The sequence below is a fragment of the Lawsonibacter faecis genome (assembly GCF_014287675.1).
Classification (GTDB): Bacteria; Bacillota; Clostridia; order Oscillospirales; family Oscillospiraceae; genus Pseudoflavonifractor; species Pseudoflavonifractor faecis.
On sequence record NZ_JACOPQ010000005.1, the window covers coordinates 239,741 to 263,273 of the forward strand.

The 23,533-nt window shown below is 62.1% G+C and carries 24 protein-coding genes; 6 read left to right on the forward strand and 18 right to left on the reverse strand.

Going from position 1 to position 23,533, the window contains the following annotated elements; translation table 11 throughout:
• Positions 1-88: 88 nt before the first annotated feature.
• The 13 genes from H8S62_RS08500 to H8S62_RS08560 all read right to left on the reverse strand — a co-directional run bounded on the left by H8S62_RS08500 (position 89) and on the right by H8S62_RS08560 (position 13,797).
• Complete coding sequence (locus tag H8S62_RS08500) at positions 89-4,174, reverse strand: S-layer homology domain-containing protein (protein WP_186919018.1); 4,086 nt, start codon at positions 4,172-4,174, stop codon at positions 89-91.
• 235 nt (positions 4,175-4,409) lie between these two features.
• Complete coding sequence (locus tag H8S62_RS08505) at positions 4,410-5,414, reverse strand: DUF4179 domain-containing protein (protein ID WP_186919019.1); 1,005 nt, start codon at positions 5,412-5,414, stop codon at positions 4,410-4,412.
• Between the two features lie 16 nt (positions 5,415-5,430).
• Positions 5,431-5,889 carry an RNA polymerase sigma factor gene (locus H8S62_RS08510; protein ID WP_155151410.1) on the reverse strand — a complete coding sequence of 153 codons (459 nt, stop codon included), beginning with the start codon at positions 5,887-5,889 and terminating at the stop codon, positions 5,431-5,433.
• Between the two features lie 120 nt (positions 5,890-6,009).
• Complete coding sequence (gene obgE, locus H8S62_RS08515) at positions 6,010-7,287, reverse strand: GTPase ObgE (RefSeq protein ID WP_186919020.1); 1,278 nt, start codon at positions 7,285-7,287, stop codon at positions 6,010-6,012.
• 204 nt (positions 7,288-7,491) lie between these two features.
• A complete protein-coding gene (rpmA, locus tag H8S62_RS08520) occupies positions 7,492-7,776 on the reverse strand; it encodes a 50S ribosomal protein L27 (protein ID WP_101692346.1) in 285 nt (94 codons plus the stop codon).
• Positions 7,777-7,823: 47 nt separating this feature from the next.
• Entirely contained in the window at positions 7,824-8,150 is a 327-nt protein-coding gene (locus H8S62_RS08525; protein WP_186919021.1) for a ribosomal-processing cysteine protease Prp, read from the reverse strand.
• On the reverse strand, positions 8,150-8,461 hold the full coding sequence (gene rplU / locus H8S62_RS08530; RefSeq protein WP_155151400.1) for a 50S ribosomal protein L21: 312 nt from the start codon (positions 8,459-8,461) through the stop codon (positions 8,150-8,152). Before rplU ends, H8S62_RS08525 begins: the two co-directional genes overlap by 1 nt.
• Before the next feature lie 440 nt (positions 8,462-8,901).
• A complete protein-coding gene (locus H8S62_RS08535; protein ID WP_186919022.1) occupies positions 8,902-10,002 on the reverse strand; it encodes a metallophosphoesterase family protein in 1,101 nt (366 codons plus the stop codon).
• A 125-nt stretch (positions 10,003-10,127) separates the two neighbouring features.
• Positions 10,128-10,457, reverse strand: coding sequence for a cupin domain-containing protein (locus H8S62_RS08540; protein WP_186919023.1), 330 nt, complete (start codon positions 10,455-10,457; stop codon positions 10,128-10,130).
• 198 nt (positions 10,458-10,655) lie between these two features.
• Entirely contained in the window at positions 10,656-11,633 is a 978-nt protein-coding gene (gene prmA / locus H8S62_RS08545; protein WP_186919024.1) for a 50S ribosomal protein L11 methyltransferase, read from the reverse strand.
• Positions 11,634-11,705: 72 nt separating this feature from the next.
• Entirely contained in the window at positions 11,706-12,578 is an 873-nt protein-coding gene (locus H8S62_RS08550) for a DegV family protein (protein WP_155151383.1), read from the reverse strand.
• Between the two features lie 69 nt (positions 12,579-12,647).
• Positions 12,648-13,214, reverse strand: coding sequence for a DUF1836 domain-containing protein (locus H8S62_RS08555; RefSeq protein ID WP_155151381.1), 567 nt, complete (start codon positions 13,212-13,214; stop codon positions 12,648-12,650).
• Positions 13,215-13,494: 280 nt separating this feature from the next.
• Positions 13,495-13,797, reverse strand: coding sequence for a DUF6809 family protein (locus H8S62_RS08560; protein ID WP_155151378.1), 303 nt, complete (start codon positions 13,795-13,797; stop codon positions 13,495-13,497).
• Between the two features lie 166 nt (positions 13,798-13,963).
• Here H8S62_RS08560 and H8S62_RS08565 point away from each other — a divergent pair, with 166 nt between their 5' ends.
• From H8S62_RS08565 to H8S62_RS08575, 3 genes are all read left to right on the forward strand, one after another.
• Complete coding sequence (locus H8S62_RS08565) at positions 13,964-14,518, forward strand: TetR/AcrR family transcriptional regulator (protein ID WP_173023499.1); 555 nt, start codon at positions 13,964-13,966, stop codon at positions 14,516-14,518.
• A gap of 361 nt (positions 14,519-14,879) precedes the next feature.
• Positions 14,880-15,551 (forward strand): hypothetical protein, encoded by a 672-nt coding sequence (locus H8S62_RS08570; RefSeq protein WP_155151372.1) that lies wholly within the window; start codon positions 14,880-14,882, stop codon positions 15,549-15,551.
• Between the two features lie 6 nt (positions 15,552-15,557).
• Positions 15,558-16,052, forward strand: coding sequence for a hypothetical protein (locus H8S62_RS08575; protein ID WP_243255508.1), 495 nt, complete (start codon positions 15,558-15,560; stop codon positions 16,050-16,052).
• Between the two features lie 49 nt (positions 16,053-16,101).
• On the opposite strand, the gene H8S62_RS08580 is transcribed toward H8S62_RS08575, so the two are convergent.
• From H8S62_RS08580 to H8S62_RS08600, 5 genes are all read right to left on the reverse strand, one after another.
• Positions 16,102-16,602 carry a DUF7004 family protein gene (locus H8S62_RS08580; protein ID WP_155151369.1) on the reverse strand — a complete coding sequence of 167 codons (501 nt, stop codon included), beginning with the start codon at positions 16,600-16,602 and terminating at the stop codon, positions 16,102-16,104.
• 90 nt (positions 16,603-16,692) lie between these two features.
• Positions 16,693-19,329, reverse strand: coding sequence for a pyruvate, phosphate dikinase (gene ppdK, locus H8S62_RS08585; protein WP_155151365.1), 2,637 nt, complete (start codon positions 19,327-19,329; stop codon positions 16,693-16,695).
• Positions 19,330-19,694: 365 nt separating this feature from the next.
• Positions 19,695-20,210: a cob(I)yrinic acid a,c-diamide adenosyltransferase gene (locus H8S62_RS08590; RefSeq protein WP_186919025.1), complete on the reverse strand. Its 516-nt coding sequence runs from the start codon at positions 20,208-20,210 to the stop codon at positions 19,695-19,697.
• Positions 20,207-20,962, reverse strand: coding sequence for a nitroreductase family protein (locus H8S62_RS08595; RefSeq protein WP_207723485.1), 756 nt, complete (start codon positions 20,960-20,962; stop codon positions 20,207-20,209). The genes H8S62_RS08590 and H8S62_RS08595 overlap by 4 nt, the downstream gene beginning before the upstream one ends.
• Positions 20,952-21,338 (reverse strand): MmcQ/YjbR family DNA-binding protein, encoded by a 387-nt coding sequence (locus H8S62_RS08600; RefSeq protein WP_155151355.1) that lies wholly within the window; start codon positions 21,336-21,338, stop codon positions 20,952-20,954. The genes H8S62_RS08595 and H8S62_RS08600 overlap by 11 nt, the downstream gene beginning before the upstream one ends.
• Positions 21,339-21,652: 314 nt before the next feature.
• Between H8S62_RS08600 and H8S62_RS08605 the strand changes: the two genes are divergently transcribed.
• Genes H8S62_RS08605 through H8S62_RS08615 form a run of 3 tightly spaced genes read left to right on the forward strand, consistent with a single transcriptional unit; the run spans position 21,653 to position 23,497 of the window.
• Positions 21,653-22,471: an AraC family transcriptional regulator gene (locus H8S62_RS08605; RefSeq protein ID WP_186919026.1), complete on the forward strand. Its 819-nt coding sequence runs from the start codon at positions 21,653-21,655 to the stop codon at positions 22,469-22,471.
• A 43-nt stretch (positions 22,472-22,514) separates the two neighbouring features.
• Positions 22,515-23,000: a hypothetical protein gene (locus H8S62_RS08610; RefSeq protein ID WP_155151349.1), complete on the forward strand. Its 486-nt coding sequence runs from the start codon at positions 22,515-22,517 to the stop codon at positions 22,998-23,000.
• A 26-nt stretch (positions 23,001-23,026) separates the two neighbouring features.
• Complete coding sequence (locus tag H8S62_RS08615; RefSeq protein WP_155151346.1) at positions 23,027-23,497, forward strand: VOC family protein; 471 nt, start codon at positions 23,027-23,029, stop codon at positions 23,495-23,497.
• Positions 23,498-23,533: the final 36 nt, after the last annotated feature.

The following is a 23,533-nucleotide window of genomic DNA, read 5'->3' on the forward strand; positions in this document are numbered from 1 at the left end:
GTCAAAGAAGACCCTCGGGACTTCTTTGACAAGCTGAGTCAAAAAGAGGGTTTCTCCCGTCGGGAGGAACCCTCTTTTTGACTCTATGCTACGCCATATACTCCACCAGCCGCTGGAGCATGACGGCTACCTCGGCCCGGGTGGCCGTTCCGGCGGGGTCCAGAGCGCCGCTGTCGCGGCCGGTGATAATCCCCGCGCCCACGGCCCACTCCATGCTCTCCCTTGCCCAGTTGGACACGGCCGCGCCGTCGGCGTAGCCGCCGATGCCGCCGGAGGCCGTACCGGTCTCCACACCCACAGCCTTCAGGTAGCGGCACAGGAAGACCGCAAGCTGCTCGCGGGTGACATTTGCGTCGGGGGCGAAGCCATCGCCCGTGCCCGTCACAATCCCCTGCCCGGCGGCCCAGTCCACCGCGCCTGCAAAATAGGCGTCGCCGGGCACGTCGGCAAAGCTGCCGGCCTTCGTCCCCTCCGGCTCGTTCTCCAGCCGGCTGAGCACCGTCACCAGCATGCCCCGGTTCATGGGCAGCGACGGGGCGAAGCTGGTCTCGCTCACGCCCTGGAAGAGCTCCCTGGCAGCGACGAACGTCATCGCCTCCGCGGCCCATCCGGCCTGGGCGGTGTCTTCAAACCGCCTGCTGTTGTCCACCAGCTTCACGGTGGCGCAGCCGTCCAGCGGCATCAGGGCTGCGCCGCCGGCCATCACGGTCTTGCGGATCAGCTCTTCGCTTCCGTCCGGGCGTACCAGTACGGCCACGATGCCGGGGGCCGCTTTCTCCACGGGGATGGACGCCTTGAGCCCGCCGGGCAGGTTCTCCGCCGCGGCGCCATCCACGGTGACGGCAACCGTGACGGCGCCGTCCGCCGTCCGCCCGGCCCTGACCGCCACGGTCTTACCCGGCTGATCCGCCAGCTGCGCCAGCGCGGCATTGGGCAGGGTCACTTCTGCCACCGGGGTGCTCACCGTCACGTCCGCTGCGGTCTCGCCGGCCAGCGCCCCCACGGCGCTCTTCGGCAGCTCCACAGCCGCGGAGGTCACGTCCTGCCCCGCCGGGACCTGGGCGGCAATCACGACCTCCGCCTTCACGCTGTCCGCTCCGGCGGCTGCCTTGGCCGCCGCCTTGGCCTGCTCTACCAGCTTATCCGCCGTCTTCGCGTCCACGGCGGCGGTGGCCGCGCCGTCCTTCACTGCGGCCTCCGTCCTGGTCTCCGTGACCGCGGCAGCGGTGCACCGGCCGTTCCCGTCGGTCACCACCTGCGCGGTGGTGGACGTACCTGTGGCCTTATCGCTGATGGACACGTTCTTCTCCTCGGTCTTGGTCCCGTCCGCCGCGGTGGAGGACTTGACCTCCTCCTTGGTCACGGATCCGTCCTTGGCCACGGTTTCGGTGACCTTGGTCTCGGTCTTTTCACCGGTGGAGCTATTAACTGCGGTCTCAGTCGTGCCGGTGGTGATGGACCCGTCCGGGTTCTTGGTGGTGGTCGTGGTGGTTGTGGTGGTCGTGTCGCCCTCCGTCTTTGTCTGCGTATCGGTGCTGGGCTTGGACGGCGTGGAGGGGGGCACATAGTTGGACTGCCAGCCGGCGGTGAGGGTCACGTCCGCCGCGCCCTTAAACACAGCCCCGGCCGGATGAGTAGTTACGCCGTCGCTCCAGCCCAGGAAGCTGTAGCCGGACTGCGCCGCAGAGGGAAGGGTGATGCCGTTCTCTGTATCGGCGTAAAGCGTGGTTTCGCTCTCGGTCGCTCCGCCCGCAGTGTCCAGCGTCACCTTGATGAGATAGGGCTGCGCTGTCACCTCGCCGATCTCGTAGGTCTTTCCCTCGTACACGTAGTCGGTACGGAGGGGGCCGCCGCCATAGTAGTTTTTCTCGGCCCGGACGCTGCCTGTCCAGCCGTCGTTATTCCGGATGGCACAGACGCCCTGGCCGGTAAAATGGTTGCCGGTCACATGGACTTTGGAGGCGTCTCCGTTTTGGCACCAGCTGACGGAGTCCTTTCCGACCAGACGGATGCCATAGGATCCCTCGCCCATTTCAAAGGTATTGCCCGTAATCTCCGCGGCGCCTTCGGTGCAGATATAGAGGGCCAGGTCGTTTTTCAGATCCTCAAACAGATTGTCCCGAATGGTGTAGGACCCGCCGATGACAAATCTGGTGCCCGACAGGTTGGACTTAAATACGTTACCCTCAATGATCAGTCCCTTCAGATTGGTGCTGTTGATGACGCCGCCGGTGAGGGCCTCCGCGTTCCGGGCGAGAATGTTGCGGCTGAAGGTACCGCTGGCCGCCGTCTCGAACAGCGCCCAGCGCCCGTTTTCAAAGCAGTTGTCGGTCACATCCAGCTCAACGGTGCCTCCGCCGCCCAGGATGTAGTAGGTGGCGGGAGCCGCCCCCTCCTCGCTGCCGAGCATGCCGATGAGCTTGCTGTTATGGATGGTGAGCCTGCCGCCCTGGGTGGCGGCCATGGTGTTAATCAGACCATAGCCGGAGGCAAACCGCGTTCCCTGATTGGCCACTTTGGAGTTGAGCAGGGAGAGCTGCGCGGTCCCTCTGGTGCAGATCATGGGCGCCGCCACGTCCGCAGCATAGGTCGCCTCAAGGGATACGCCGTCAAAGGTCACCTCCGCGCCGTCCGCGATGACGATCCTGCCGCCCTCGTTGCCCTTATCCTGACCGGCGTACACGGTAATGACGGTCTCCTCGCCGCGGTCCTCCGCGTCCCAAGCCTTGCCCGCGTTGGCGCCTGCAATGGTGATGTTCTTGTCGATGGTCAGATTCTCCGCCGCGCTCAAATCCACATTCTGCAGGAGGGTGACGGTTTCCCCGGTTTTTGCGGCAGACAGGGCGCTGGACAGGCTGGTATAGCGGTTCTCGCCAATGCCCGCCGCCCAGGCGCCGCCGTTGTCCCGGACCACAAATTTAACGCTGTCGTTATTATAGGCATACAGGTCGGTGCATTTCGCAGTTATCTGCGCCCGGTCGGTGGTGGAGACATTGTCCCTCACCTCCACGGCCCGCTCGTCATAGAAACAGTTCTCATTCGAGGCCTGCAGCGCGCCCACCACGCCGGCGGCAAATGTTCCTCCCTTGATAGAAGCTCCACGGTTCTCATTGCCCGTTACCACAGCAGCATTGTAGATGTTTCCCACAATGCCCCCGGAGCCGAGGCCCGCGTCGCCGGTGGCTGCAATTGCGCCGGAATTCTGATTGTTTTGAATCACAACCGGCGCATTATTGGTATAGCTGGCGTTTTTCTGATAACGTACCCAGCCGACAATTCCGCCGGCAATTTCGCCGGCCGTCACGTTTGCCGCGTTGGTGTTGCCGGATAGTGTCCCCCAGTTGGTCTGTTCGCCCACAATGCCGCCGGCCTCGTTCCCACTGGCGGTAACGGCGCCGGAATTGGTGTTGTCGGCCACGTTGGCCGCGGAGAGGCCCGCAATGCCGCCGGCGCAGTACACCCCGGAGATTGCTCCGTCATTGGAACAGCCGATAATATTCATCTCTTTGCCGGGCTCGGTATAGTAGGCCTTGCTGACGATTCCCGCCACTGCGGCCTTGCCGTTCCCACTGGTGACGGATGCGTGATTGGAACAGCCGCTGATGGTGCCCGACGCCAGAATACGGCCGGCAATGCCGCCGCCGTCGCCCACCGTCATAACGCCGGACACCTCACAGTCCTCTACCAGACCGTTTTCCAGCAAAACGCCGCACACCGCGCCGACCAATTCACTGTCCGGCACATTGATTTCCACGCCGGTGAGCTTGACATTTGAAACCGCACCGCCGCTGACGGCCCCAAACAGACCCACGGCGGCATCGGCCGAGTCGGTAGAGGAGATTTTAAGTCCACTGACGGTATGTCCGCCGCCGTCAAAGCTGCCGGTAAACGGCGCTGCGCCGTCAGCCAGTTTGTTGCCGGAACGGACGCCGCTCCCCAGGGGCGTCCAGTTCTCCCCGGTGAGTGCAATGTCCGCGTTCAGGACAAAATATGCATTCAGATGATTGGCCACCGCCTTGAGCTGCTCAGCGTTTTCGATGACATAGGGCGCCGCCTCGGTCCCCTCCCCTCCCGCAAATTCAGGGGCGTCTGCCGCCGCCGGAATCATACACAGCCCCACGGTCAGGGCTGCCGCCAGGGTCAGGGATATCCACTTTTTCCACACCCGCTTCATTTCTCTTCCTCCTGTATTAAAGTGTTATTGCGTTTTGCTGTACAGCAAAACGCACAGAATGCGTACGCATTCTGCACACTTCTGATACTACTTCTTATACCACATTCTTTGTTGGATAGCAATATGGGTTACAATATTTGTAAAATTATTTTGTGTCAGTCGTTTTTTTGTATTTTTCCGTGACCGTATTATTATGGAACAGGCCCCGGCGGCAAACCGCCGGGGCCTGTTCCATTCATCGCTGCTCTTCCAGTGCCAGCGGATACTCCTCCTGGGCTATCACGATGCCGCAGACTTCTCCCGGCGTGATTGGACCGTGCTCTTCCAGGTAAAACTCAACAATGATGCGGCTTCCGTCCCCGCTTCCGCCGCCGGCGCCGCCCTTAATCCGGGTACCGTCCGTCAGGATGAGCCAGGCCGTGCTGTCGGCGGGATCATAGCCCTCCAGGGTTCCGTTCAATGCGTTAAAGGCGCCCTCTCCGCTGCTCCCCTCCCCCCATATGGTTGTGGGGGAGAAATAGAGGGTGTCCAGCGTCCCCTGCCTGCCGTCGATGCTCAGGGACAGCTTGGGCGCATACTCCGTCATCTCCGCCGGGGCGTAATTGAGGGGCACGTCCAGCGACCATGCCCCGCCGCCGCGCAGAAAGAGACCCAGGCTCTCGTCGTAATTGGCGCTGTTCAGGCCCTGGATCTCCAAATGCAGGGTGCGCCCCGCCAAGTCCCACCCGTGGTCGTTGGCAATCGTAAAGCCGAACTGAATTTGATTGTCCAGTACATTGTCGTCGGCAAACCATAAGATGCCGCCGCTCCAGTTCAGCTCTTCCAGGCCAAAGTCCCAGCCCCGAAAGCCGTATTCACCCTGGGTGAGCACCTTGCCGTCATCCCGGGACAGCGTGCAGTTCAGCCCCGCGTACCACCGGTCTCCATATACCTCATCCACCGTAATCGTCCATCCCAGGCTGGAGTCGGAAGCTCCGACCGGCACTGCGTTTGCCGCCGATCCGCGCTGAGTGAGTCGTACCTGGTCGGGATCGATTCTCCGCTCCGCCACGACGGCCGCCAGCGCGCCGACGCTCAGGGCGCACAGGATTGCACATGCCAGCGCCGTCCGCTCCAGCCAGCGCCGTCCCGCAGGCCGCGCCGGACGGTTCTTTTCATGCATCGTCTGCTTTGTCCGCTCCAACAGCTCCGGGGCGGGTACAATCCGATCGAAGCCGCGGGTGTACTCAGTATCATTCATCTCTTATCCGCTCCTTTCAATCCTCCAATTGTCTGCGCAGAATATCCCTGCCCCTGGCCAACTGGCTGCGCACCGTGGCGGGCTTGCGGCGGAGCATGGCGCCTATCTCCTGGGCGGAATACCCCTCGTAATAGAAGAGGTGAATGACCGCCCGGTACTTTGCCGGGAGCAGGCGGAGCAGCTCGAAGAAACCGCTGTCGCCGTCCGGCTGACTGTAAGGCATTGTCTCCGACAGCGGTTCAGTGCGCTTTCTCCAGGGGGATGTGTGCGCCTTTCGGCAGCAGTTGACGGTCACCCGGAGCAGCCAGGCCCTGCGGTGCTCCTCACTCTCAAACGCCGGGGCCTTGCGTGCATAGCGCAAAAACACCTCCTGGAACACGTCGTCCGCGTCGCTGCGCGAGTGCATCTGTGCGACGGCGAGCCTGTACACCATGGCGGCATAGGTATCCACCACCCAGTCAGCCGATTCCTGCATGATTCCTCACCCTCTTTCGTCTCTCTGACCATAATACCCCGCAGCGGAAGGAATTGTTGCACAAACATAGTTTCCGGGGCGGCAAAAAGCGCCGCCGGTGAGAGCCGGCGGCGCTTTGGCTTATTTTTGATACTCAAATTCCAGATTGTAGAGAGAGACGGTATCCCCGTCCTGAATGCCCATCTCCTCCAGCTGGTCGAAGAGGCCGGACTCCCGAAGCATCCTGTCAAACCAGTTGCGGGACTCGTAATCCCCAAAATTGACGTTGGCCATGGTCTTCTGGAGCCAGGGTCCCTCCACAATCCAGACGTCGTCCTCGTGGGTGATGGTGAGGGGCTCGGAGGTGTCCACCTGTGGGGGGCGCTGGACGTAGGTGGGCTCGTAGACCGTGACGGGGGGCAGCTCCCGCAGCTTTCCGGCGGCGGCGAGCATCAGTTCACGGGTGCCCAGATGGGCCGCGGCGGAGAGCTCGAAAAAGGGCATCCCCTCGGCCTCCACATGGGCCTTAAGGGTTTCCACCAGGGTGCGGTCCTCAGCGATATCCACCTTGTTGCCCGCCACCAGCATGGGCCGGGAGGCCAGCTCGGGTGAGTACTGCTTCAGCTCCTCGTTGATGGCCTCGAAGTCTGCCACCGGGTCCCGGCCCTCGCTGCCGGAGACATCCACCACATGGATCAGCAGGCGGCAGCGGTCCACATGGCGCAGGAAGTCGTGGCCCAGGCCCACGCCCTCGCTGGCCCCCTCGATAATGCCGGGGATGTCGGCCAGGACGAAGGAGACGCCCTCCTCCACATAAACCACGCCCAGGTTGGGGTAGAGCGTGGTGAAGTGGTAGTTGGCGATTTTGGGCTGGGCCTTGGACACCACGCTCAGCAGGGTGGATTTGCCCACGTTGGGGAAGCCCACCAGGCCCACGTCGGCCAGGAGCTTCAGCTCCAGCAACACAGAGCGCTCCTGGCCGGGCAGGCCTGCCTTAGCAAAGCGTGGCACCTGGCGGGTGGGCGTGGCGAAATGCTTGTTGCCCCAGCCGCCGTTGCCGCCCCGGCAGAGGACGAAAGGCTCGTCCCCGGACATATCGCAGATGATCTCCCTCGTCTCGGCATCCCGGACCACGGTGCCCAGAGGCACCTTGATGACCAGGGGCTGACCGTCCCGGCCGGAGCAGCGCTTGCCCTGACCGTCCGCGCCGTTCTCAGCCACGTATTTACGCTTGTAGCGAAAGTCCATCAGGGTGGACATGTGGCGGTCCACCCTGATGATCACGTCGCCGCCGCGGCCGCCGTCGCCGCCGTCCGGGCCGCCGGCGGCCACGTACTTCTCCCGGTGGAACGAGACCACGCCGTTGCCGCCCGCGCCGGATTTGACGGTGATTCTGGCTGTATCAATAAAATTAGGCATTTTTACCTCCTGGGTACATGGGCGGGCAATGGCCGCCCCTACAATTGAGCCGTGCGGAGCGGATGAATCCGCTCCCTACAGCCCACATTCCTGTAGGGAGCGCATTCATGCGCTCCGCCGCTTCACTTGGCATCAGACCGCATGGAAAGAAAAGGCCCCGAACGGGTTTCCGTCCGAGGCCTTTAGTATAACCAATAAATTGGCTTACTGCGCGATCTCCACAATAGAGACCTGCTTGCGGTCCTTGCCGAGCCGCTCGAACTTGACCTTGCCGTCCTTGAGGGCGAACAGGGTATCGTCGCTGCCCTTGCCCACGTTAACGCCGGGATGAATATGGGTCCCGCGCTGACGGACCAGAATATTGCCGGCCAGGACGAACTGGCCGTCGCCACGCTTCACGCCAAGGCGCTTGGACTCGGAGTCGCGGCCGTTGCGGGTGGAGCCGACACCCTTCTTGTGGGCGAAGAACTGAAGACCGATTTTCAGCATTGTCGTACACCTCCAAACAGTGTGCAATAAGTTTGAGTGGAGAGGATTCAATCCTCCTCCACAACGATGATATTTTCGGGGTACTCCTCGTGGAGTTCGGCAAAATAGACCATAAGCGCCGTCAGAAGCGCCTGACAGGTGCTCTCATTGGTCTGGCCCAGAGCGCCGGGGAGCTTGAGGGAGATGGTATCGCCCTTCACCCTGACCGAGGCCTCCAGCCCGAGCACGTCGTTGACGGTGCACTCGCAGAGCCGGACGGCGCTGGTAACGGCGGCGCAGACGATGTCGCTGCCCTCTTCCGCGTAACCGCTGTGTCCCTTCACGGTGAAGCCCACAATGCGGCCCGCGTCCATATGGAACGCAACGGTCGTCATTACACGGAGATCTTGCCGATGGTCACTTTGGTGTACGGCTGACGGTGACCCTGACGCTTCCGGTAGCCCTTCTTGGGGTTATACTTGAAGATGCGGATCTTCTTGCCCTTGCCGTTCTTCACGACGCTGGCCTCAACCTTGGCGCCGTCCACGACGGGAGCGCCGAAAGTGGCCTTGTCGCCGTCCAGGATGGCGAGGACCTTGTCGAAGGTCACGTTGTCGCCGGCCTCCACGGGCAGCTTCTCGATGAAGAGGGTATCGCCCTCGGCCACCTTGAACTGCTTGCCGCCGGTCTCAATAATTGCGTGCATTCTGTTTCACTCCTTCATTACGGGCTCGCTGTCGGGGGCAGAAGCGCGGAGAAGCCGGGAGCAGCGGCAAAAGGGACCACACAGACCGGAAAGCGGGCCAGTGCGCAGACTGGCGGTGTTTTCGGCGGAGTGGAGCCTTTATGGTCCGTCGCAGAGGCTTCGGAGCGTGAAACACGCCCACTACTTCATTTATGGCCCATTCAAAGCGGCTTTAGTAGTATATCAGCGAAAAAGTGGAAAGTCAAGGGATACCGCCTTACTTTTCCGTATTTTTTGCGGTTCGCTCCGAAACGCAGGGTCTTGCGGCCTGTGGCGGCGCGTGGACGCGGCAGGAGCAGACGGAGGGACCGCCTTTTGACCCCGCAGGATATGGGCAAAATTTCGCTCCAGATCTCCGCCGCCCGGAAACTGATAGGCTCCAAGGCGCATAGGCCCCTCCTTTAATCCCGTACCCGGCCAAAATACCAGCCGGTGACTCCGTCCTTTTTGGCCAGGATGCCGCGCGAGGTACGCTCCACCACCTTGAGCACGTCCCCTGGCTCCACGGGAAGGCGGTAGTCGGTGGAGTCCTCGCAGCGCACCTCCCCCCGGTCCTCCCAGAGGTAGGCGGTCAGCACGTCCAGCACCCGGCCGCTCTCCAGGTGGCGGCAGCGTGAGAACTCCTCTCCCCGCTCCAGAACCTCCAGCGCGTTTTTGCCCCAGCGGATATTGATGGAGTCCGTGCTCCCGGCCTGGCCGTCCAGAGCGGTGACGGCGGGCAGGTCATCATAGGAGATGAACGAGAAGTCCCCGCCGGGTCCGCCGGGGATGATCAGCAGATTGAGCTGGCAGTCCCGCTTGAGGGCACAGCCGCCGTCGATACTGATAATGTGCTTCTCCCGGCTGATAAGCGGGTTGGCGCAGGGGATTTTCTCCCGGTAGAGTGTGACGGGCCAGTGGCCCACCACGCACCACTTCTCCAGGTGGGTGTCCTGGGAGAGAAAATCGTCGTTTTTCATGCAGCGCCAGGACTCCAGCTCCTCCATATGCTCCGCGGAGGGTACGCCGCCGTGGACAAAGATGATATCCTGGGTGTCTATGATGGTGGGAAGCTCCCGCAGAAAACGAAACTCCCGCTCGAACGGCCCGGCGACGGCGGCGCGCAGCCGCTCCTGGTCCATGCACGCCTCCTCGGTGAGGCCCGCCTCCATCCCCATCTGCACCAAGGTGCAGCGGCGGCCAAAGTGGCGCAAATAGTAGTCAAAGAATTCCCAGCTCAGCTCCTCCCGGCCGTCCACGAAGCCCACCACCAGGTCGTCGCAGTTGCCGCAGAGGGTGTGGACGGTGTGGGTGGCGCTCAGGTCCATCAGGAGGCGCAGGGTCTCCAGGCTCCGTTCCCCCTTCTCCAGCATATCGCCCAGGACAAAGAGGATATCGTCCCGGCAGAAGCCCGCCTTGGCCAGCACGGCCTTGAGGTAGTCCGGGGTGCCGTGGATATCGCTCACCGCCAGGACGCGCCGGTCGGCGGGCAGGTTCATTCGTATGACTTTGGCTTTCAGCATGGTCGTGACCTCGCTCTATTTTCGTGATTGATGGCCTATTCTATCACAGATAGGGTTAAAAGTAAAAGCCGGCCGCGCAAAAGCGCGGCCGGCTTTCTACCGGTGCTCTTATGTGCCGGGAGAAATTATTGCTCGGGCACCACGGCAAAGAACGTCAGGTCCTCCGGGCCGTCGTTGATGAGGCTGTGGGTGTGGCCCTTGGGGCAGTAATGACACTGCCCCGCTGTCACGGTCTCCTCCCCGCCGTCGTACAGCACCCGGCCCGTGCCGGAGAGAACAAAGATAATTTCGCTGCTGGTATCGTGGGTGTGCCCGCCGATGGACGCACCGGAAACCAGTCTGCCGCGCAAAATTTTATTCCGCCCGTCCATATACATCCGGGCCGCAAGCTCCCTTTCCCCGCCTTTAAAATGGGGAATCACGGTCTCCTCCATGCTGTCAAAGTCAATCAGCATCGTATTTTTCCTCCTCAATGCCCCGCTCGCGTTTATCCATACGATTACCGGCCCTTTGCCACAAACGCCACCCAGCCGTTTTTCGCCCCACGAAAGACGAGTCTTTTGTGGGGACCCCTCATTTTTTATTTATCGCCTGACGGAAGTCAATTCCGCCAGGCTCCGCGGTACTCGCCGCGCTTGTGTTGACCCGTGCGATTACCGGCCCTTTGCCACAAACGCCACCCAGCCGTTTTTCTCTTTCTTCTCCACGACGGACAGTCCCCGGCTCTCGATGGCGGCTCGGACCTCGTCGGCCCGGCTGTCGATGATGCCGGAGCAGATAAAGGTGCCGCCCTCAGCCAGCAGGCCGGGCACCTGGGCGGAGAGGGGGATGATGACGTCAGCCACAATATTGGCCAGGACCAGCTCATATCTCCGCTCGGCCAGCTCTGCGGCCAGGGCCTTGTCGGACAGCACGTCCCCGGCCCGGACGGTGTATCTGTCCCGGCCGATGCCGTTCATCCCTGCGTTCTCGTAGGCCACGCCCACGGCCTTGGGGTCGATGTCCACCCCCACGGCGGACACGCCGCCCAGGCGGAGGGCGGCGATGGAGAGGATACCGCTGCCGCAGCCCAGATCCAGCACGGCGTCGCCGGGCCTGGTGCACGCCTCCACGCCCTCCAGGCAGAGCTGGGTGGAGGCGTGGGACCCGGTGCCGAAAATCAGGCCGGGGTTCAGGTAGAGGGCGGTGCGGCCCGCCGGAACCTCCCCGCTTTCCTTTTCCCACTCGGGGACGATGTAAAGCCGCTCTCCCACGCTGAGGGGCTTGTAGTACTGCTTCCAGTTGTTGGCCCAGTCCTCCTCACAGAGGGAGGCTGTGCGCACCTGCAGGGTGCCGGGGGCCTTAGCCCGTGTACGGAACGCCTCAAGACCATCGGTAATCTGCGCCAGCTTCCCGTGCCCGTTGGAGTCGTCGGTGACATAGAACTTCACCCGGGCCACGCCCCGCATCCGCTCCAGCAGGTCCTCGTCCACGTAGTCCCAGTACTGCCGGTTCTGTTCCAGAAAGGCCTGAAACTCCGCCTCGCCCTCGATCACCAGGCCGCCCGTATCGAAGCGGGTGAGATAGGCGGACAGCTCGTCCAGCCCGGCATCGGTGGTGTCGATGGATACTTCCAGCCATTTATCGTCCATATTGAATGTTCCTTTCAGGATAGAGGTACCGCCCCGCCCATTCAGGCGGGGCGGTATGATTGTATCACAGTTTTACCGCTTTGTCCCCAGGAAAAACAGCGCCATGGTGCCGGGGCCGGAGTGGGCGCCGATGACGGGGCCCACGTTGTTGATGACGACCTTTTTCACACCAAAGCGCTTCTTCACATCGGCGGCCACCTGCTCGGCCTCCGCCAGGCAGTCGCCGTGGCTGATGAAGACAATCTGGCTGCCGGGATCGATGGCGGTCTCCTCCATATGGTCCACCAGGGCGGTGAGGGAGGCGGCGCGGCCCCGGGCCTTGCCCACGTTGATGAGATGGCCCTCGTCATCCACATGGAGCACGGGCTTGATATGGAGCATGGAGCCCAGAACGGCGGTGGCGGCGCTGACCCGGCCGCCCCGCTTGAGGAAGTGGAGGTCGTCCACGGTGAACCAGTGGCAGAGGTGAAGCTTGTTCTGCTCGGTCCAGTCCCGGACCTCCTCAATGCTCTTGCCCGCCTTCTTCTGCTCCGCGGCGTGCCAGATCAGGAGGCCCTGACCCAGAGAGGCGCAGAGGGTGTCCACGGTGAAGATCTTTCGCTCCGGGTACTTCTCACGCAGCTCGGCCACGGCCATGGTGGAGGACTGGTAGGTGGCGGAGAGGCCGGAGGAGAAAGCAAGGACCAGCACATCCTTCCCCGCGGCAAGGATGGGGTCGATGAGATCGGTGTAGTCCGCCACGTTGACGGCGGCGGTGGTGGCCATCTCACCGGCGCGGAGCACCCTGTAAAACTCCTTGGGGTCCATCTCCCTGTCGTCGGGATAGTTGTGGCGGGTGATGCCCTGGAGCGTAAAGGAGAGGGGCAGGACCTCCACCCCAAGCTCCTTCACCAGGGCTGCGGGCAGGTCGGCGGACGAGTCGGTGACGATGACAAATTCGCTCATGTGGAACCTCCATTGGTCATGCGCCGGGTTTTTGTCCACAACGCACGGTATTATTTTATCCGAATATTTCTATTCGTTTTCGCTCTTGGGGCATTTCTTGGTCTTTTCCTTACTCTTCTCCAGCAGGGGGCGGCGCTCCTGGAGAATCTCCAGCACCCGCTGGCAGGCCAGCTTGTCCGCATAGCTGCGCAGGGCGAGGGCCAGGGCCAGCCTGGGCAGTTCCTCCTCCCCCACGTCCTCAGCGAGGCTCTGGGCGGTCTCGTTGAGCGCCGCGTCCAGCTCACGGCAGAAGTGGGCGTAGAGGGCCTCAGCGTCCTTGTCCGGGACGCTGGTGCCTGCGGCGATGAGGCTGCTGGCATCCTTCACGGAGAGAACCTGCTTCAGCGCGCAGATAGCGGTGAGGTAAGCCAGGTGGGTGCGGTGGTAGCGCTTGCCCTCGGCCCGGGGGAGCATACCGTCCTTAATGTAATTGTTCACCATGGCTGATGTGAGGCTCTCCCCCTCGTCGAAGTGGATGAGCTGGCGGGGCATATAGGAGATGATCTGGTCCATGTACAGGCCAATATCGGGAAAGGCGTCCCACGCCTGGGGCCGTTCTTCGGCCAGACGGCGTTTGAGTTCCGCAATTTCTTCCATGGCGCGCTCCTCTCATAGTTTTAAAAATGATGACATAAAATTTTAAAACTATTATACCACATAGAAAGAAAAGCTGTAAAGAGCAAAAGGTCTTGAAATCAGCCGTTTTCAGTCACATAACAGAATTATGTGACGTTTTCACCTTCTTGGGCGGCAAAAGGGCGCGGGCGGCAGTTTTGCCGCCCGCGCCCCTCTCCGCGCCATCCATTCAGCCCTGCCCCGGCGGACACCGTGCGCCCTTCGCCGGCGGCGGTCCATGCGGAAAGCCAGAAAAAACCCCTCATATCCCCGGAAGTTCTGTGTTCTCCAGGAGGCTGTGGATCTCCCCCCTGCCCGCCTCGTACCCCATACGGAAGCCCTGCATAAAGTAATGCCGCCGCTCGCACTCAATATCGCAGGAGGTGCAGTCCTGATATTCGTCAAAATCCACCTGCGCGGGATCCACACACTGGGCGAGCTGAACCTCCAAATCCGCGATCCGCGCGAGAAGCTTGCGGTAGGCCTGGGTCTTGGCGATCTCTCCCTCATCAAACGGCGTGCACGACTCATACAGAACATCCAGCGAAGTTTTTTCCCGATTCATAATATCTCCTCCGTAAAGCGATTCTGAGTGATTTACTGACATTGGCCGTCCAGGTTTCGGAGCGGTGCAGACTGGCGCGTCCTGCACCGGCTTTTTCTGCCGCTACCCCCTTGACAAAAATTTTAATAGCGCTATAATGAACATTGTTCAGATTGGAGGGCGACGTATGAACCGAACCGTCACCAGCCGCGAGCAGCTCCTGGCCGCCGCCAAGGAGATTGCCTACGGCCAGGGACTCTCACAGGTGAATATCCGTGCCGTGGCGTCCAAATGCGGCGTTGCGGTGGGGTCCATCTACAACTACTTCCCCACCAAGGCGGACCTCATCGCCGCGGTGATAGAGGACTTCTGGCGCCAGGCCGCCCATATGGAGTCCTGCGTACCCGGTCCTGGGGAGCCCTTTCCCGCCTACGTCGGGCGGCTTTACAGCGAGCTGCGCCGGAATTTGTCCGCGTTTCAGTCCGGGTGGCTGTCCCAGATCGCCGCCCTGGGGGCCGACGAGCGGCAGAAGGGCCGGGCGCTGGAGGAAAAATGCTTTGAGCACATTAAGCGCGGTCTGCTCCACGCGCTGGAGGGCTGCCCCTCCGCCTCCCCCCTGCTGGCGGATGCGGAAGGCCGGAGCGCCTTCGTGGACTTCGTCTTTCGCAATCTGCTCCTCCTGCTCCGCCGGGGCGATAGTGACTGCACCTACTTTCAGCAGATTCTGGAGGCGCTGCTTTAGGCCTTGTCTGATACATGGCGATATGCCCAGCGGCGTGGGTTTTTTTCGTCCGGGCAAGCAGTTCCTTTGCAGGAATCCCGACGGATTTCAAGGAAAAACTGGGCCGTCCGGGCGGAAAAAGGCCCGCCGATTGGCCGTGCTGATCTTTTTCATACAAGGTATAGCGCCCACGCTCCCGCATTACAGCAGAAACGGGTAATCCGCCAGGCGTGTCTTTATCCGGGCGAGGTGCCGGACAGGCGAGAGGCTTTATTGGAAGAATCTTGCCGGTACGATATCTTGTCCATAGGAAGGGGCGGCGGGGCGGAATCCCTTTTCCCTTTAACTGAACATAGTTCATATTGAAAAGGAGATTGATTTTATGGCACAGGCAATGGTTGAAACAATTTTTGACGCGGTATACCTCTGCACCGTTATCACACTGGGCGTTCTGATGCTCCGCGGGGCCGGAGTGAACAGGCAGTTTACCCTCTTCGGCCTGATGGCGGTGCTTCTGGGCTGCGGCGACGCGTTCCATCTGGTTCCCCGGGCCTTCGCCCTCTGCACCACCGGACTGGAAGCCCACGCCGCAGCCCTGGGCGTGGGAAAATTCATCACCTCCATCACCATGACGCTCTTCTACGTGCTTCTCTACCATATCTGGCGCCGGCGCTACCGTGTCGCGGGCAGAACCGGCCTGACGGCCGCCGTATACCTGTTGGCCGCCGCCCGCATTATTCTCTGTCTCTTCCCCCAGAACGCCTGGCTCAGCTATCGCCAGCCCCTGTTCTGGGGCGTGCTGCGCAACATCCCCTTTGCCGTCATGGGCCTGATTATCATTGTGCTCTTCTTTCAGGAGGCCAGACGGACCGGAGATTCTGCGTTCCGCTGGATGTGGCTCGCCATCGTCCTCTCCTTTGGGTTCTATATCCCCGTGGTCCTCTTTGCCGACGCCATCCCCCTCATTGGGATGCTGATGATACCCAAGACCCTGGCCTATGTATGGGTGGTGTGGATGGGCTTCTCCGAGTACCGCGGAAACCGGAAGGGCTGAATGCGCATGGAGCGGTTAACGGCCTTTTTCCGCACCGTCGGCGGGAAGCTGCCGACGGTGCCCCCACGGGGCCTTCTGCTGGCTGCCGGCCTGGTGTGGCTGGCAGCGGGCGTCAATATTTTTCGTCTGGGCGCGCCGGACATGGCTTCCCACTGGGGAAGTCCCCTGCTCCCCCTCCTCTGTGCCCTGGCGGTTTTCCTGATTTTCTTCCTGGCAATTTTCCGGCGGCTTGTCACGAAGCACACCGCCCGGATTCTTGCCTATGAGGCGCGGCGGGTGATGGTCCTATATTTCTTTGACAAAAAGAGCTACCTCCTCATGGCCTTTATGATGACCTTCGGCATCCTCCTGCGCTCCTCCCGTCTCGTTCCGCCTCTCTGGCTGGGGACCTTTTACGCCGGGCTCGGCGCCTCTCTCATGGGGGCGGGGCTGGGGTTTCTCCTCCAGTTTCTCCGGGCCATGCGGGCGCCCCTCTCACCGCCCGGCGGCGCCCAGGAATGACAGAGAGGGATAAACAGCAAGACAGCCCGCCTATCGGCGGGCTGTCTTGCTATCTCTCCAGGCCGAAGCCGTACTGAGCGCAGAGCTCATTCAGCTCCCGCCAGGGCTTGCCCCTGGAGAATCCGGCGGCCTCCTCCGGGTCCATGCCCAACATCAGCACCTGATAAACACCCAGCCGTTTCACCCGCTTTTTCAAAACGGCGTGCTCTTTCCGCTCCTCGGCCACCATGCCCATATAGAGGATGGAAAAAATAATATCCAAATCCACGGCTTTGTCGGGGTCCCGCTCCCCGTACTTTTGGGTCAGCGCAGTGATGCGCTCCATGTCCGGCTCCCGGAAGGTCTCATCCACCATGTCGTAGACCGTGACGAAATCGGCGTACAGCCTATCGGCGCCGAAGAGGGCGCTGTCCCGGCGCAGCGCTTTGAAATACTGGGCGTCCTTTACCGCCAGCTTTGTGGGGCCGCCCGGCCGGGTCAGGTAGACGCACCAGCGGTCAAAGCTCCCCTCGTCGTATTCCAGAAAGGAGCCGTCGGAGAAGCGCTTCATAATCTGTCCCGTGGATTCACCTTCTCTCTATGGAATAGCCGCCCCCGGCTCCTGCCGGAACCGGGGGCGGCCTATTTGATTCAGTGCCGGTTAGCGGGGGTTCTTAATGGCGGCCTGAGCGGCGGCCAGGCGGGCAATGGGCACACGGAAGGGGGAGCAGGACACATAGTCCAGGCCCACCTTGTGGCAGAACTCCACGCTGGAGGGGTCTCCGCCGTGCTCGCCGCAGATGCCCAGATGGATCTCGGGCCGGGTCTTGCGGCCCAGGGTGACGGCCATCTCCACCAGCTTGCCCACGCCGGTCTGATCCAGATGGGCGAAGGGGTCGGACTCGTAGATCTTCTTCTCGTAGTAATAGTCCAGGAACTTCCCGGCGTCGTCGCGGGAGAAGCCAAAGGTCATCTGAGTCAGGTCGTTGGTGCCGAAGGAGAAGAACTCGGCCTCCTTGGCGATCTCGTCGGCGGTCAGGGCGGCGCGGGGGATCTCGATCATGGTGCCGACCTGGTACTTCATGGAGACGCCGGACTCGGCGATGATCTTATCGGCGGTGGCGGTGACCACGTCCTTGACGTATTTGAGCTCCTTCACCTCGCCCACCAGGGGGATCATGATATTGGGCTCAATGCTGTACCTGCCGCGCTTGGTGACGGCGATGGCGGCGTTGATGACAGCGGTGGTCTGCATCTCGGCGATCTCGGGGTAGGAGACTGCCAGGCGGCAGCCGCGGTGGCCCATCATGGGGTTGAACTCGTGGAGGGACTCGATGACGTTCTTCAGCTTCTCCACGGTGACGCCGATCTCGCCGGCGATCTCCTTGATGTCCTCCTCCTTGGTGGGCAGGAACTCATGCAGCGGGGGATCGAGGAAACGGATGACCACAGGGTGGCCCTCCATGGCCTCATAGAGCCCCTCGAAGTCGCCCTGCTGATAGGGCATAATCTTGGCAAGGGCCTTCTTGCGGTCATCCACATTGTCGGCCACGATCATCTCGCGCATGGCCTTGATGCGCTCGCCCTCGAAGAACATATGCTCGGTGCGGCACAGGCCGATGCCCTGGGCGCCGAAGGAGCGGCCCTGGGCGGCGTCCTTGGGGGTGTCGGCGTTGGTGTAGACCTCCAGCTGACGGTACTCGTCGGCCCAGGCCATCAGGCGGCCGAAGTCGCCGCTGCCCACGTCGGCGGGCACGGTGGCGATGGCCTCGCCGTAGATGTTGCCGGTGGAGCCGTCGATGGAGATAAAGTCGCCCTCATGGTAGTCCTTGCCGGAGAGGGAGAACTTCTTGGCGGCATAGTCCACCACGATGTCGCCGCAGCCGGAGACGCAGCAGGTGCCCATGCCGCGGGCCACGACGGCGGCGTGGGAGGTCATGCCGCCGCGGACGGTCAGGATGCCCTGGGCGACCTGCATGCCCTCGATATCCTCGGGAGAGGTCTCCAGGCGGACCAAGACGACCTTCTCGCCCCGCTCATGCCAGGCCTTGGCGTCCTCGGCGGTGAAGACCACCTTGCCGCAGGCGGCGCCGGGGGAGGCGGCCAGGCCCTTGCCGATGACCTCGGCCTTCTTCAGGGCGGCGGGGTCGAACTGGGGATGGAGCAGAGAGTCCAGCTGCTTGGGCTCCACGCGCAGGACGGCCTCCTTCTCGGAGATCATACCCTCGTCCACCAGGTCCACGGCCACCTTCAGGGCGGCGGCGGCGGTTCGCTTGCCGTTGCGGGTCTGGAGCATGTAGAGCTTGCCGTTCTCAATGGTGAACTCCATGTCCTGCATGTCCTTATAGTGCTGCTCCAGCTTGGTGGCGATTGCGGCAAACTGGTCGTACACCTCGGGCATCTCCTCGTGGAGCTTGGAGATGGGGGAGGGAGTGCGCACGCCGGCGACCACGTCCTCGCCCTGGGCGTTGATGAGGTACTCGCCGAAGAGGGCCTTCTCACCGGTGGCGGGGTTGCGGGTAAACGCCACGCCGGTGCCGGAATTGTCGCCGGAGTTGCCGAAGACCATGGACTGGACGTTGACGGCGGTGCCCCAGTCGTAGGGGATCTCGTTCATGCGGCGGTAGACGTTGGCGCGGGGATTGTCCCAGGAGCGGAACACGGCCTTAACGGCCTCCATGAGCTGGGTCTTGGGGTCGGTGGGGAAGTCCACGCCCTTCTCATCCTTATAAAACTTCTTGAAGCGGATCACCAGGTCCTTCAGATCCTCGGTGGTCATCTCGGTGTCCAGCTTGATGCCCCGCTCGGCCTTCTTGGCGTCGATGATCTCCTCAAAACGCTTCTTGGAGAGCTCCATGACCACGTCGGAGAACATCTGGATAAAGCGGCGGTAGGAGTCGTAAGCAAAGCGGGGGTTGTTGGTGATCTCCGCAAAGCCCTCCACCACGGTGTCGTTCAGGCCCAGGTTCAAAATGGTGTCCATCATGCCGGGCATGGAGGCCCGGGCGCCGGAGCGGACGGAGACCAGCAGGGGGTTCTTGGGATCGCCGAACTTCTTGCCGGTGATCTCCTCCAGCTTGGTCAGGTACTCCATGATCTCGGCCTGGATGTCGGCGTTGATGGCGCGGCCGTCGTTGTAGTACTGGGTGCAGGCCTCGGTGCTGACGGTGAAGCCCTGGGGCACGGGCATGCCCAGATTGCTCATCTCGGCCAGATTGGCGCCCTTGCCGCCCAGCAGTTCCTTCATGGAGCCGTTGCCCTCGGAAAACAGGTAGACGTACTTGTGTGCATTAGCCATGTGTATACTTCCTCCTTAAAAGGTTTGGGATGTGCAGCACATTGACGTGTCCCCTTGTGGGGAACACTCGCCCGCCTTTTAAAGACGGGCGGGCAGTTTGTCGACCAAACTGTCCCATTATGGAATCCATTATATCATTTTCACCCTGCATTGCAAGGTTTCTGTACGCAATTGGGCATCTTTTTTATCGTCATGAGGTCCTTAGCGGCGGGTAAGGCAGATATAACCCCGGCAATTGATGAAATTCCATCTTTATTTTCGGTCAAAAGTCCGCTTATAAAAGATTAATGCGCGGTTTAGCGGCAAATTTGTCCTTTGCCCCGCCGAAAAACCGGTTTGGAGGGGGCGGCCTGCGCGCGGCCCTTTTACCACTCAATGCCCTTCCGGGCGGGGACGCCCTGATCGAAGGGGTGCTTGACCTTCCTCATCTCGGTGATGTAGTCTGCCCGCTCCACCAGCTCCGGTGCGGGGTCCCGCCCGGTCAAGACCACCTCCAGCTCCCGGGGGCAGCCGTCCAGAAAGTCGGTGACCCTCTTGATGGGCAGCAGGCCCGTGGACACGGCGGCACAGCACTCGTCCAGCACCACCAGCTCGCACTCCCCCGCCCTGGCGGCCCGGGCCGCCTCGTCCAGCTCCCGCTCGAAACGGGAGCTGGCCCGGGCCTTCTCCTCGTCGTTCATCATGAAGGAGAACTTGACCTCTTCGGGCACCTCCAGCAGCGTCACACCGGGGACTTTGGCGATGGAAAGGCGCTCCCCGCTGTCCGCGCCCTTGAGAAACTGGGCGATAATCACCCGGTTCCCCCGTCCTGCCGCCCGGAGGGCCAGTCCGAAGGCGCAGGTGGTCTTTCCTTTTCCGTCGCCGCAATAGATATGGATCATATGGATTCCTCCTCAAAGTCCCGCAGATACGCCTCTACGGAGCGCGTCATTTCCCTGGAAAAGTCCGAGTTGTACTTCCGGGCGCAGAAAGCCTTTAGATAGTCCTCAAAGCTCCGCGCCCCCGTGCGTCCGGCAAACATCTCCCGCAGCTCGGCCCCGTCCCCGCGGCGGTAGCCATTCTCGTGGACGATATGCCTCATGTCGAAGCGCTCCGGCTTCTTTCGGTCCTTCTGCTGCTGCGTGGGCCAGCCGATGACCAGCATGGCCGCGGGAAAGACCCAGTCCGGCAGATTCAGGAGGCGCCGGTGCTCCTCATACTGCTCCATAATGTCTCCGATATAGCAGGAGCCCAGCCCCAGGCTCTCGGCGGCGGTCACCGCGTTCTGGGCGGCGATAACCGCGTCGTCCACAGCCAGCAGCAGGTCCCCCGCGCCGGGACGGCGGGGCGTGCACCCCGCCTCCACATATGCGTCGAACCACCGGCGGCAGTCGGCGCAGAAGATGAGCACCATTTCCGCCCCGGCGATGAAGGGCTGGTGGTCACAGGTCTCGGCCAGCCTGTCCTTCAGGGCCGGATCGGTGATATCCAGAATGGTGTATAGCTGCTGGCAGCCCGCGGACGGGGCCTGGGCGGCGGCCTCCAGGATGGCCCGCTTCAGCTCCGGGGGCACGGCGGCGCCGGTAAAGGCCCGGACGGACTTGCGGGCGTGCAGGCTCTCAATGATCTCGTTCACCTCTCGTTCACCCCTCATCCCCCAGAATCTCCCGCTGGGCCTTCCTGGTCAGCTTGGAGAAGATCAGCTCATAGGACTGGGCGCACATCTCCCGCAGCACGTCGTCGGGGACCGCGCCGTCCAGGTAGACGCTGTTCCAGCTGCGCTTATCGCAATAGAAACCGGGCACCACGTCGGGGTAGGTCTCCCGGAATGCCTCCGCCAGACGGGGGTCGCACTTGAGCAGCACCATCTCCCGCCCGGCGTGGGGCCGGTATTTGGGGTCTGGCTGGCAGGTTGCGGCAAACATCTTGCCCGCCACAAGGTAGCGGTGCCACTGCCACTCCAGTTTGAAGTCCTTTTCCGCTCCCGGCTGCGAGAGCAAAAATCGGTCCAGCCATTCATAGCGGTTCATCTTGCCGCCTCCTTTGGTCACGTATCTGCGGCGGGAGGGCAGCCGGAGCAGACCGGCCTTGTCCCACACGCACCCACTATACCAGATGCATCCAAAAAGCGCAACGCGCTTGCTGTCTTTTCCTGTCCGTGGTAGGATAGAAAAAGGCGCGGGCGTCTCTGACAAGCGGTAAAGCGCAGATAGGCGCAGGCTGTTTTCGCCCGGGTGCGCGCTGGTTTCGGGCGGAGCGTAGAATTATCGGCGGATTTCGGCGGGAACAGCCGCATTTACGGGCGTTTTCCTTTTTTAAGGGGCGCTATTTGGGAGGTGGGAGCTTGCGACTGCACTTTAAAAACCGGTATGGGGTCCAGGTCGCCCGGACGCCCACCCACATCTACCTGCTCCCCCACCCCGCCCTCCGGGACGTGGTGGCCCACTACACGCTCTGCCTCCCCGCGCCGGGCGCCGCCGACGCGGGCGCGCTGGACCTGATTCCCGACGCGGCGGGCTGCCTGGTCTACACCCTGCTCCCCGGCGGGGAGCTGGACGGCCGGATGTACGGCCCCACCACGAAGGTGGTGACGGTGGAAGCCGACTTTGAGAGCTGCCCCTTCCGCTTTTTCGTGGAGTTCCGGCCCGGCGGGCTGAGTTCCTTTACCCCCATCCCCCAGCACGAACTGGCCGACAAGGTCTGTCTTTTGGAGGATGCTGCCCCGCCCCTCCTGGCGCTGGTCCGCTCCCTCTTCGGGCACGAAGCCGATCTGGACGAGTTCGTCCGGGGGGTGGACCTCCGTCTGGCCGCCCTTCACACCGGGCCGGCTCCCATTCTGCCCATGCTGCGGCACCTGGCGGGGCATTTTGCTCCCGCCTCGGCGGCGGACCTTGCGGCGGACGCCGGGTACAGCCAGCGGCACCTGAGCCGCCTGTTCCGGGAGGGCTCCGGCCTCTCCGCAAAGGCCTTCTCCCGGGTTCTGCGCATCAACGAGGCGGTGCGCCGCCTGCCCGCGGCCCCCAGCCTGACCGCCCTGGCCCAGGATCTGGGGTACTACGACCAGCCCCACTTCATTCACGATTTCCGCGCGGTCTGCGGTGTACCCCCCTCGGCCTATCTGGAGCGTATGGCCGGTTTTTACAATGAGCCGCTGAAATTTTGAGTTAATCTGTTCCATATCGTCAGATACAGGAGGCTTATGTGCTATGGCGCAGCAAAAACCCGGTTTTGAGGACTTTATCGGCACGGTGGACAGCGGCTCCAGGGACTTCGTCCGGGCGCTGCACGGCATCTTCACGGAGCACGGATGCAAGCTTGAAATCAAGGAGGCAAAAAGCGGCTACGTGGTCTCCTATCTTCTCAACAGGAAGACGGTGATGAACTACGTGTTCCGCAGAAAGGGCCTGCTGGCGCGCATCTACGCCGGCCACATCGCCGGATACATGGAGCTTTTGGAGTCGCTGCCCGTCGCTCTGACCGCTCAGCTGCGGGCGGCGCCGGACTGCAAGCGGCTTTTGAACACCGCAGCCTGCAACTCCAAGTGCGCCATGGGCTACGATTTCATCCTACAGGACCAGCGCCTGCAGAAGTGCCGCTACAGCGCCTTCCTAATCCCGGTGTGCGAGGAGAACAACCCAACCATTGAAGCCCTTCTGACCCGGGAGCTGGCCTTCTGCAGTCAGAAGGCGTAACACAAATCACAAAGGAGATTTACCCTATGAAATTTGAAGGCGTACTGTTCGCTGTGCGGGACATGGCTGTCTCCCGCAATTTTTATGAGACCGTAATGGGCCGCAAGGTGGCCATGGACCTGGGCGCGAACCTGGTGTTTGAGGGCGGCCCCACCCTTCAGGAGCGCTTTTTCGAGCTGGCGGGCTTTCCTGAGGAGCAGACCGTCTACCGCGCCCACAATACGGAGCTCTATTTCGAGACCAACGCACTGGACGAGGACGCGGCGCGCATCAAGGACGCCGGGGTGGAGGTGCTCCACGAGATCCGGGAGTACCCCTGGGGCCAGCGGGTCTTCCGCTTCTACGACCCCGACGGCCATATCATTGAGCTGAGCGAGGCTATGGACTATGTGGCCGGCCGTTTCCTGGCCCAGGGCATGACCCCCGAGGAGACGGCGGAGCGCACCACGTTCCCCCTGGAGGTCATTCTGGCAATCAAGGCGGGCATGGGCCTCTAAAATATGAAAATCCGGTGGAACACTGTGTTCCACCGG

Bases quoted from the DNA above. Each gene is read 5' to 3' on its own strand.
- H8S62_RS08500 (WP_186919018.1), bottom strand. From the start codon at position 4,174: ATGAAGCGGGTGTGGAAAAAGTGGATATCCCTGACCCTGGCGGCAGCC.
- H8S62_RS08505 (WP_186919019.1), bottom strand. From the start codon at position 5,414: ATGAATGATACTGAGTACACCCGCGGCTTCGATCGGATTGTACCCGCC.
- H8S62_RS08510 (WP_155151410.1), bottom strand. From the start codon at position 5,889: ATGCAGGAATCGGCTGACTGGGTGGTGGATACCTATGCCGCCATGGTG.
- obgE (WP_186919020.1), bottom strand. From the start codon at position 7,287: ATGCCTAATTTTATTGATACAGCCAGAATCACCGTCAAATCCGGCGCG.
- rpmA (WP_101692346.1), bottom strand. From the start codon at position 7,776: ATGCTGAAAATCGGTCTTCAGTTCTTCGCCCACAAGAAGGGTGTCGGC.
- H8S62_RS08525 (WP_186919021.1), bottom strand. From the start codon at position 8,150: ATGACGACCGTTGCGTTCCATATGGACGCGGGCCGCATTGTGGGCTTC.
- rplU (WP_155151400.1), bottom strand. From the start codon at position 8,461: ATGCACGCAATTATTGAGACCGGCGGCAAGCAGTTCAAGGTGGCCGAG.
- H8S62_RS08535 (WP_186919022.1), bottom strand. From the start codon at position 10,002: ATGCTGAAAGCCAAAGTCATACGAATGAACCTGCCCGCCGACCGGCGC.
- H8S62_RS08540 (WP_186919023.1), bottom strand. From the start codon at position 10,457: ATGCTGATTGACTTTGACAGCATGGAGGAGACCGTGATTCCCCATTTT.
- prmA (WP_186919024.1), bottom strand. From the start codon at position 11,633: ATGGACGATAAATGGCTGGAAGTATCCATCGACACCACCGATGCCGGG.
- H8S62_RS08550 (WP_155151383.1), bottom strand. From the start codon at position 12,578: ATGAGCGAATTTGTCATCGTCACCGACTCGTCCGCCGACCTGCCCGCA.
- H8S62_RS08555 (WP_155151381.1), bottom strand. From the start codon at position 13,214: ATGGAAGAAATTGCGGAACTCAAACGCCGTCTGGCCGAAGAACGGCCC.
- H8S62_RS08560 (WP_155151378.1), bottom strand. From the start codon at position 13,797: ATGAATCGGGAAAAAACTTCGCTGGATGTTCTGTATGAGTCGTGCACG.
- H8S62_RS08565 (WP_173023499.1), top strand. From the start codon at position 13,964: ATGAACCGAACCGTCACCAGCCGCGAGCAGCTCCTGGCCGCCGCCAAG.
- H8S62_RS08570 (WP_155151372.1), top strand. From the start codon at position 14,880: ATGGCACAGGCAATGGTTGAAACAATTTTTGACGCGGTATACCTCTGC.
- H8S62_RS08575 (WP_243255508.1), top strand. From the start codon at position 15,558: ATGGAGCGGTTAACGGCCTTTTTCCGCACCGTCGGCGGGAAGCTGCCG.
- H8S62_RS08580 (WP_155151369.1), bottom strand. From the start codon at position 16,602: ATGAAGCGCTTCTCCGACGGCTCCTTTCTGGAATACGACGAGGGGAGC.
- ppdK (WP_155151365.1), bottom strand. From the start codon at position 19,329: ATGGCTAATGCACACAAGTACGTCTACCTGTTTTCCGAGGGCAACGGC.
- H8S62_RS08590 (WP_186919025.1), bottom strand. From the start codon at position 20,210: ATGATCCATATCTATTGCGGCGACGGAAAAGGAAAGACCACCTGCGCC.
- H8S62_RS08595 (WP_207723485.1), bottom strand. From the start codon at position 20,962: ATGAGGGGTGAACGAGAGGTGAACGAGATCATTGAGAGCCTGCACGCC.
- H8S62_RS08600 (WP_155151355.1), bottom strand. From the start codon at position 21,338: ATGAACCGCTATGAATGGCTGGACCGATTTTTGCTCTCGCAGCCGGGA.
- H8S62_RS08610 (WP_155151349.1), top strand. From the start codon at position 22,515: ATGGCGCAGCAAAAACCCGGTTTTGAGGACTTTATCGGCACGGTGGAC.
- H8S62_RS08615 (WP_155151346.1), top strand. From the start codon at position 23,027: ATGAAATTTGAAGGCGTACTGTTCGCTGTGCGGGACATGGCTGTCTCC.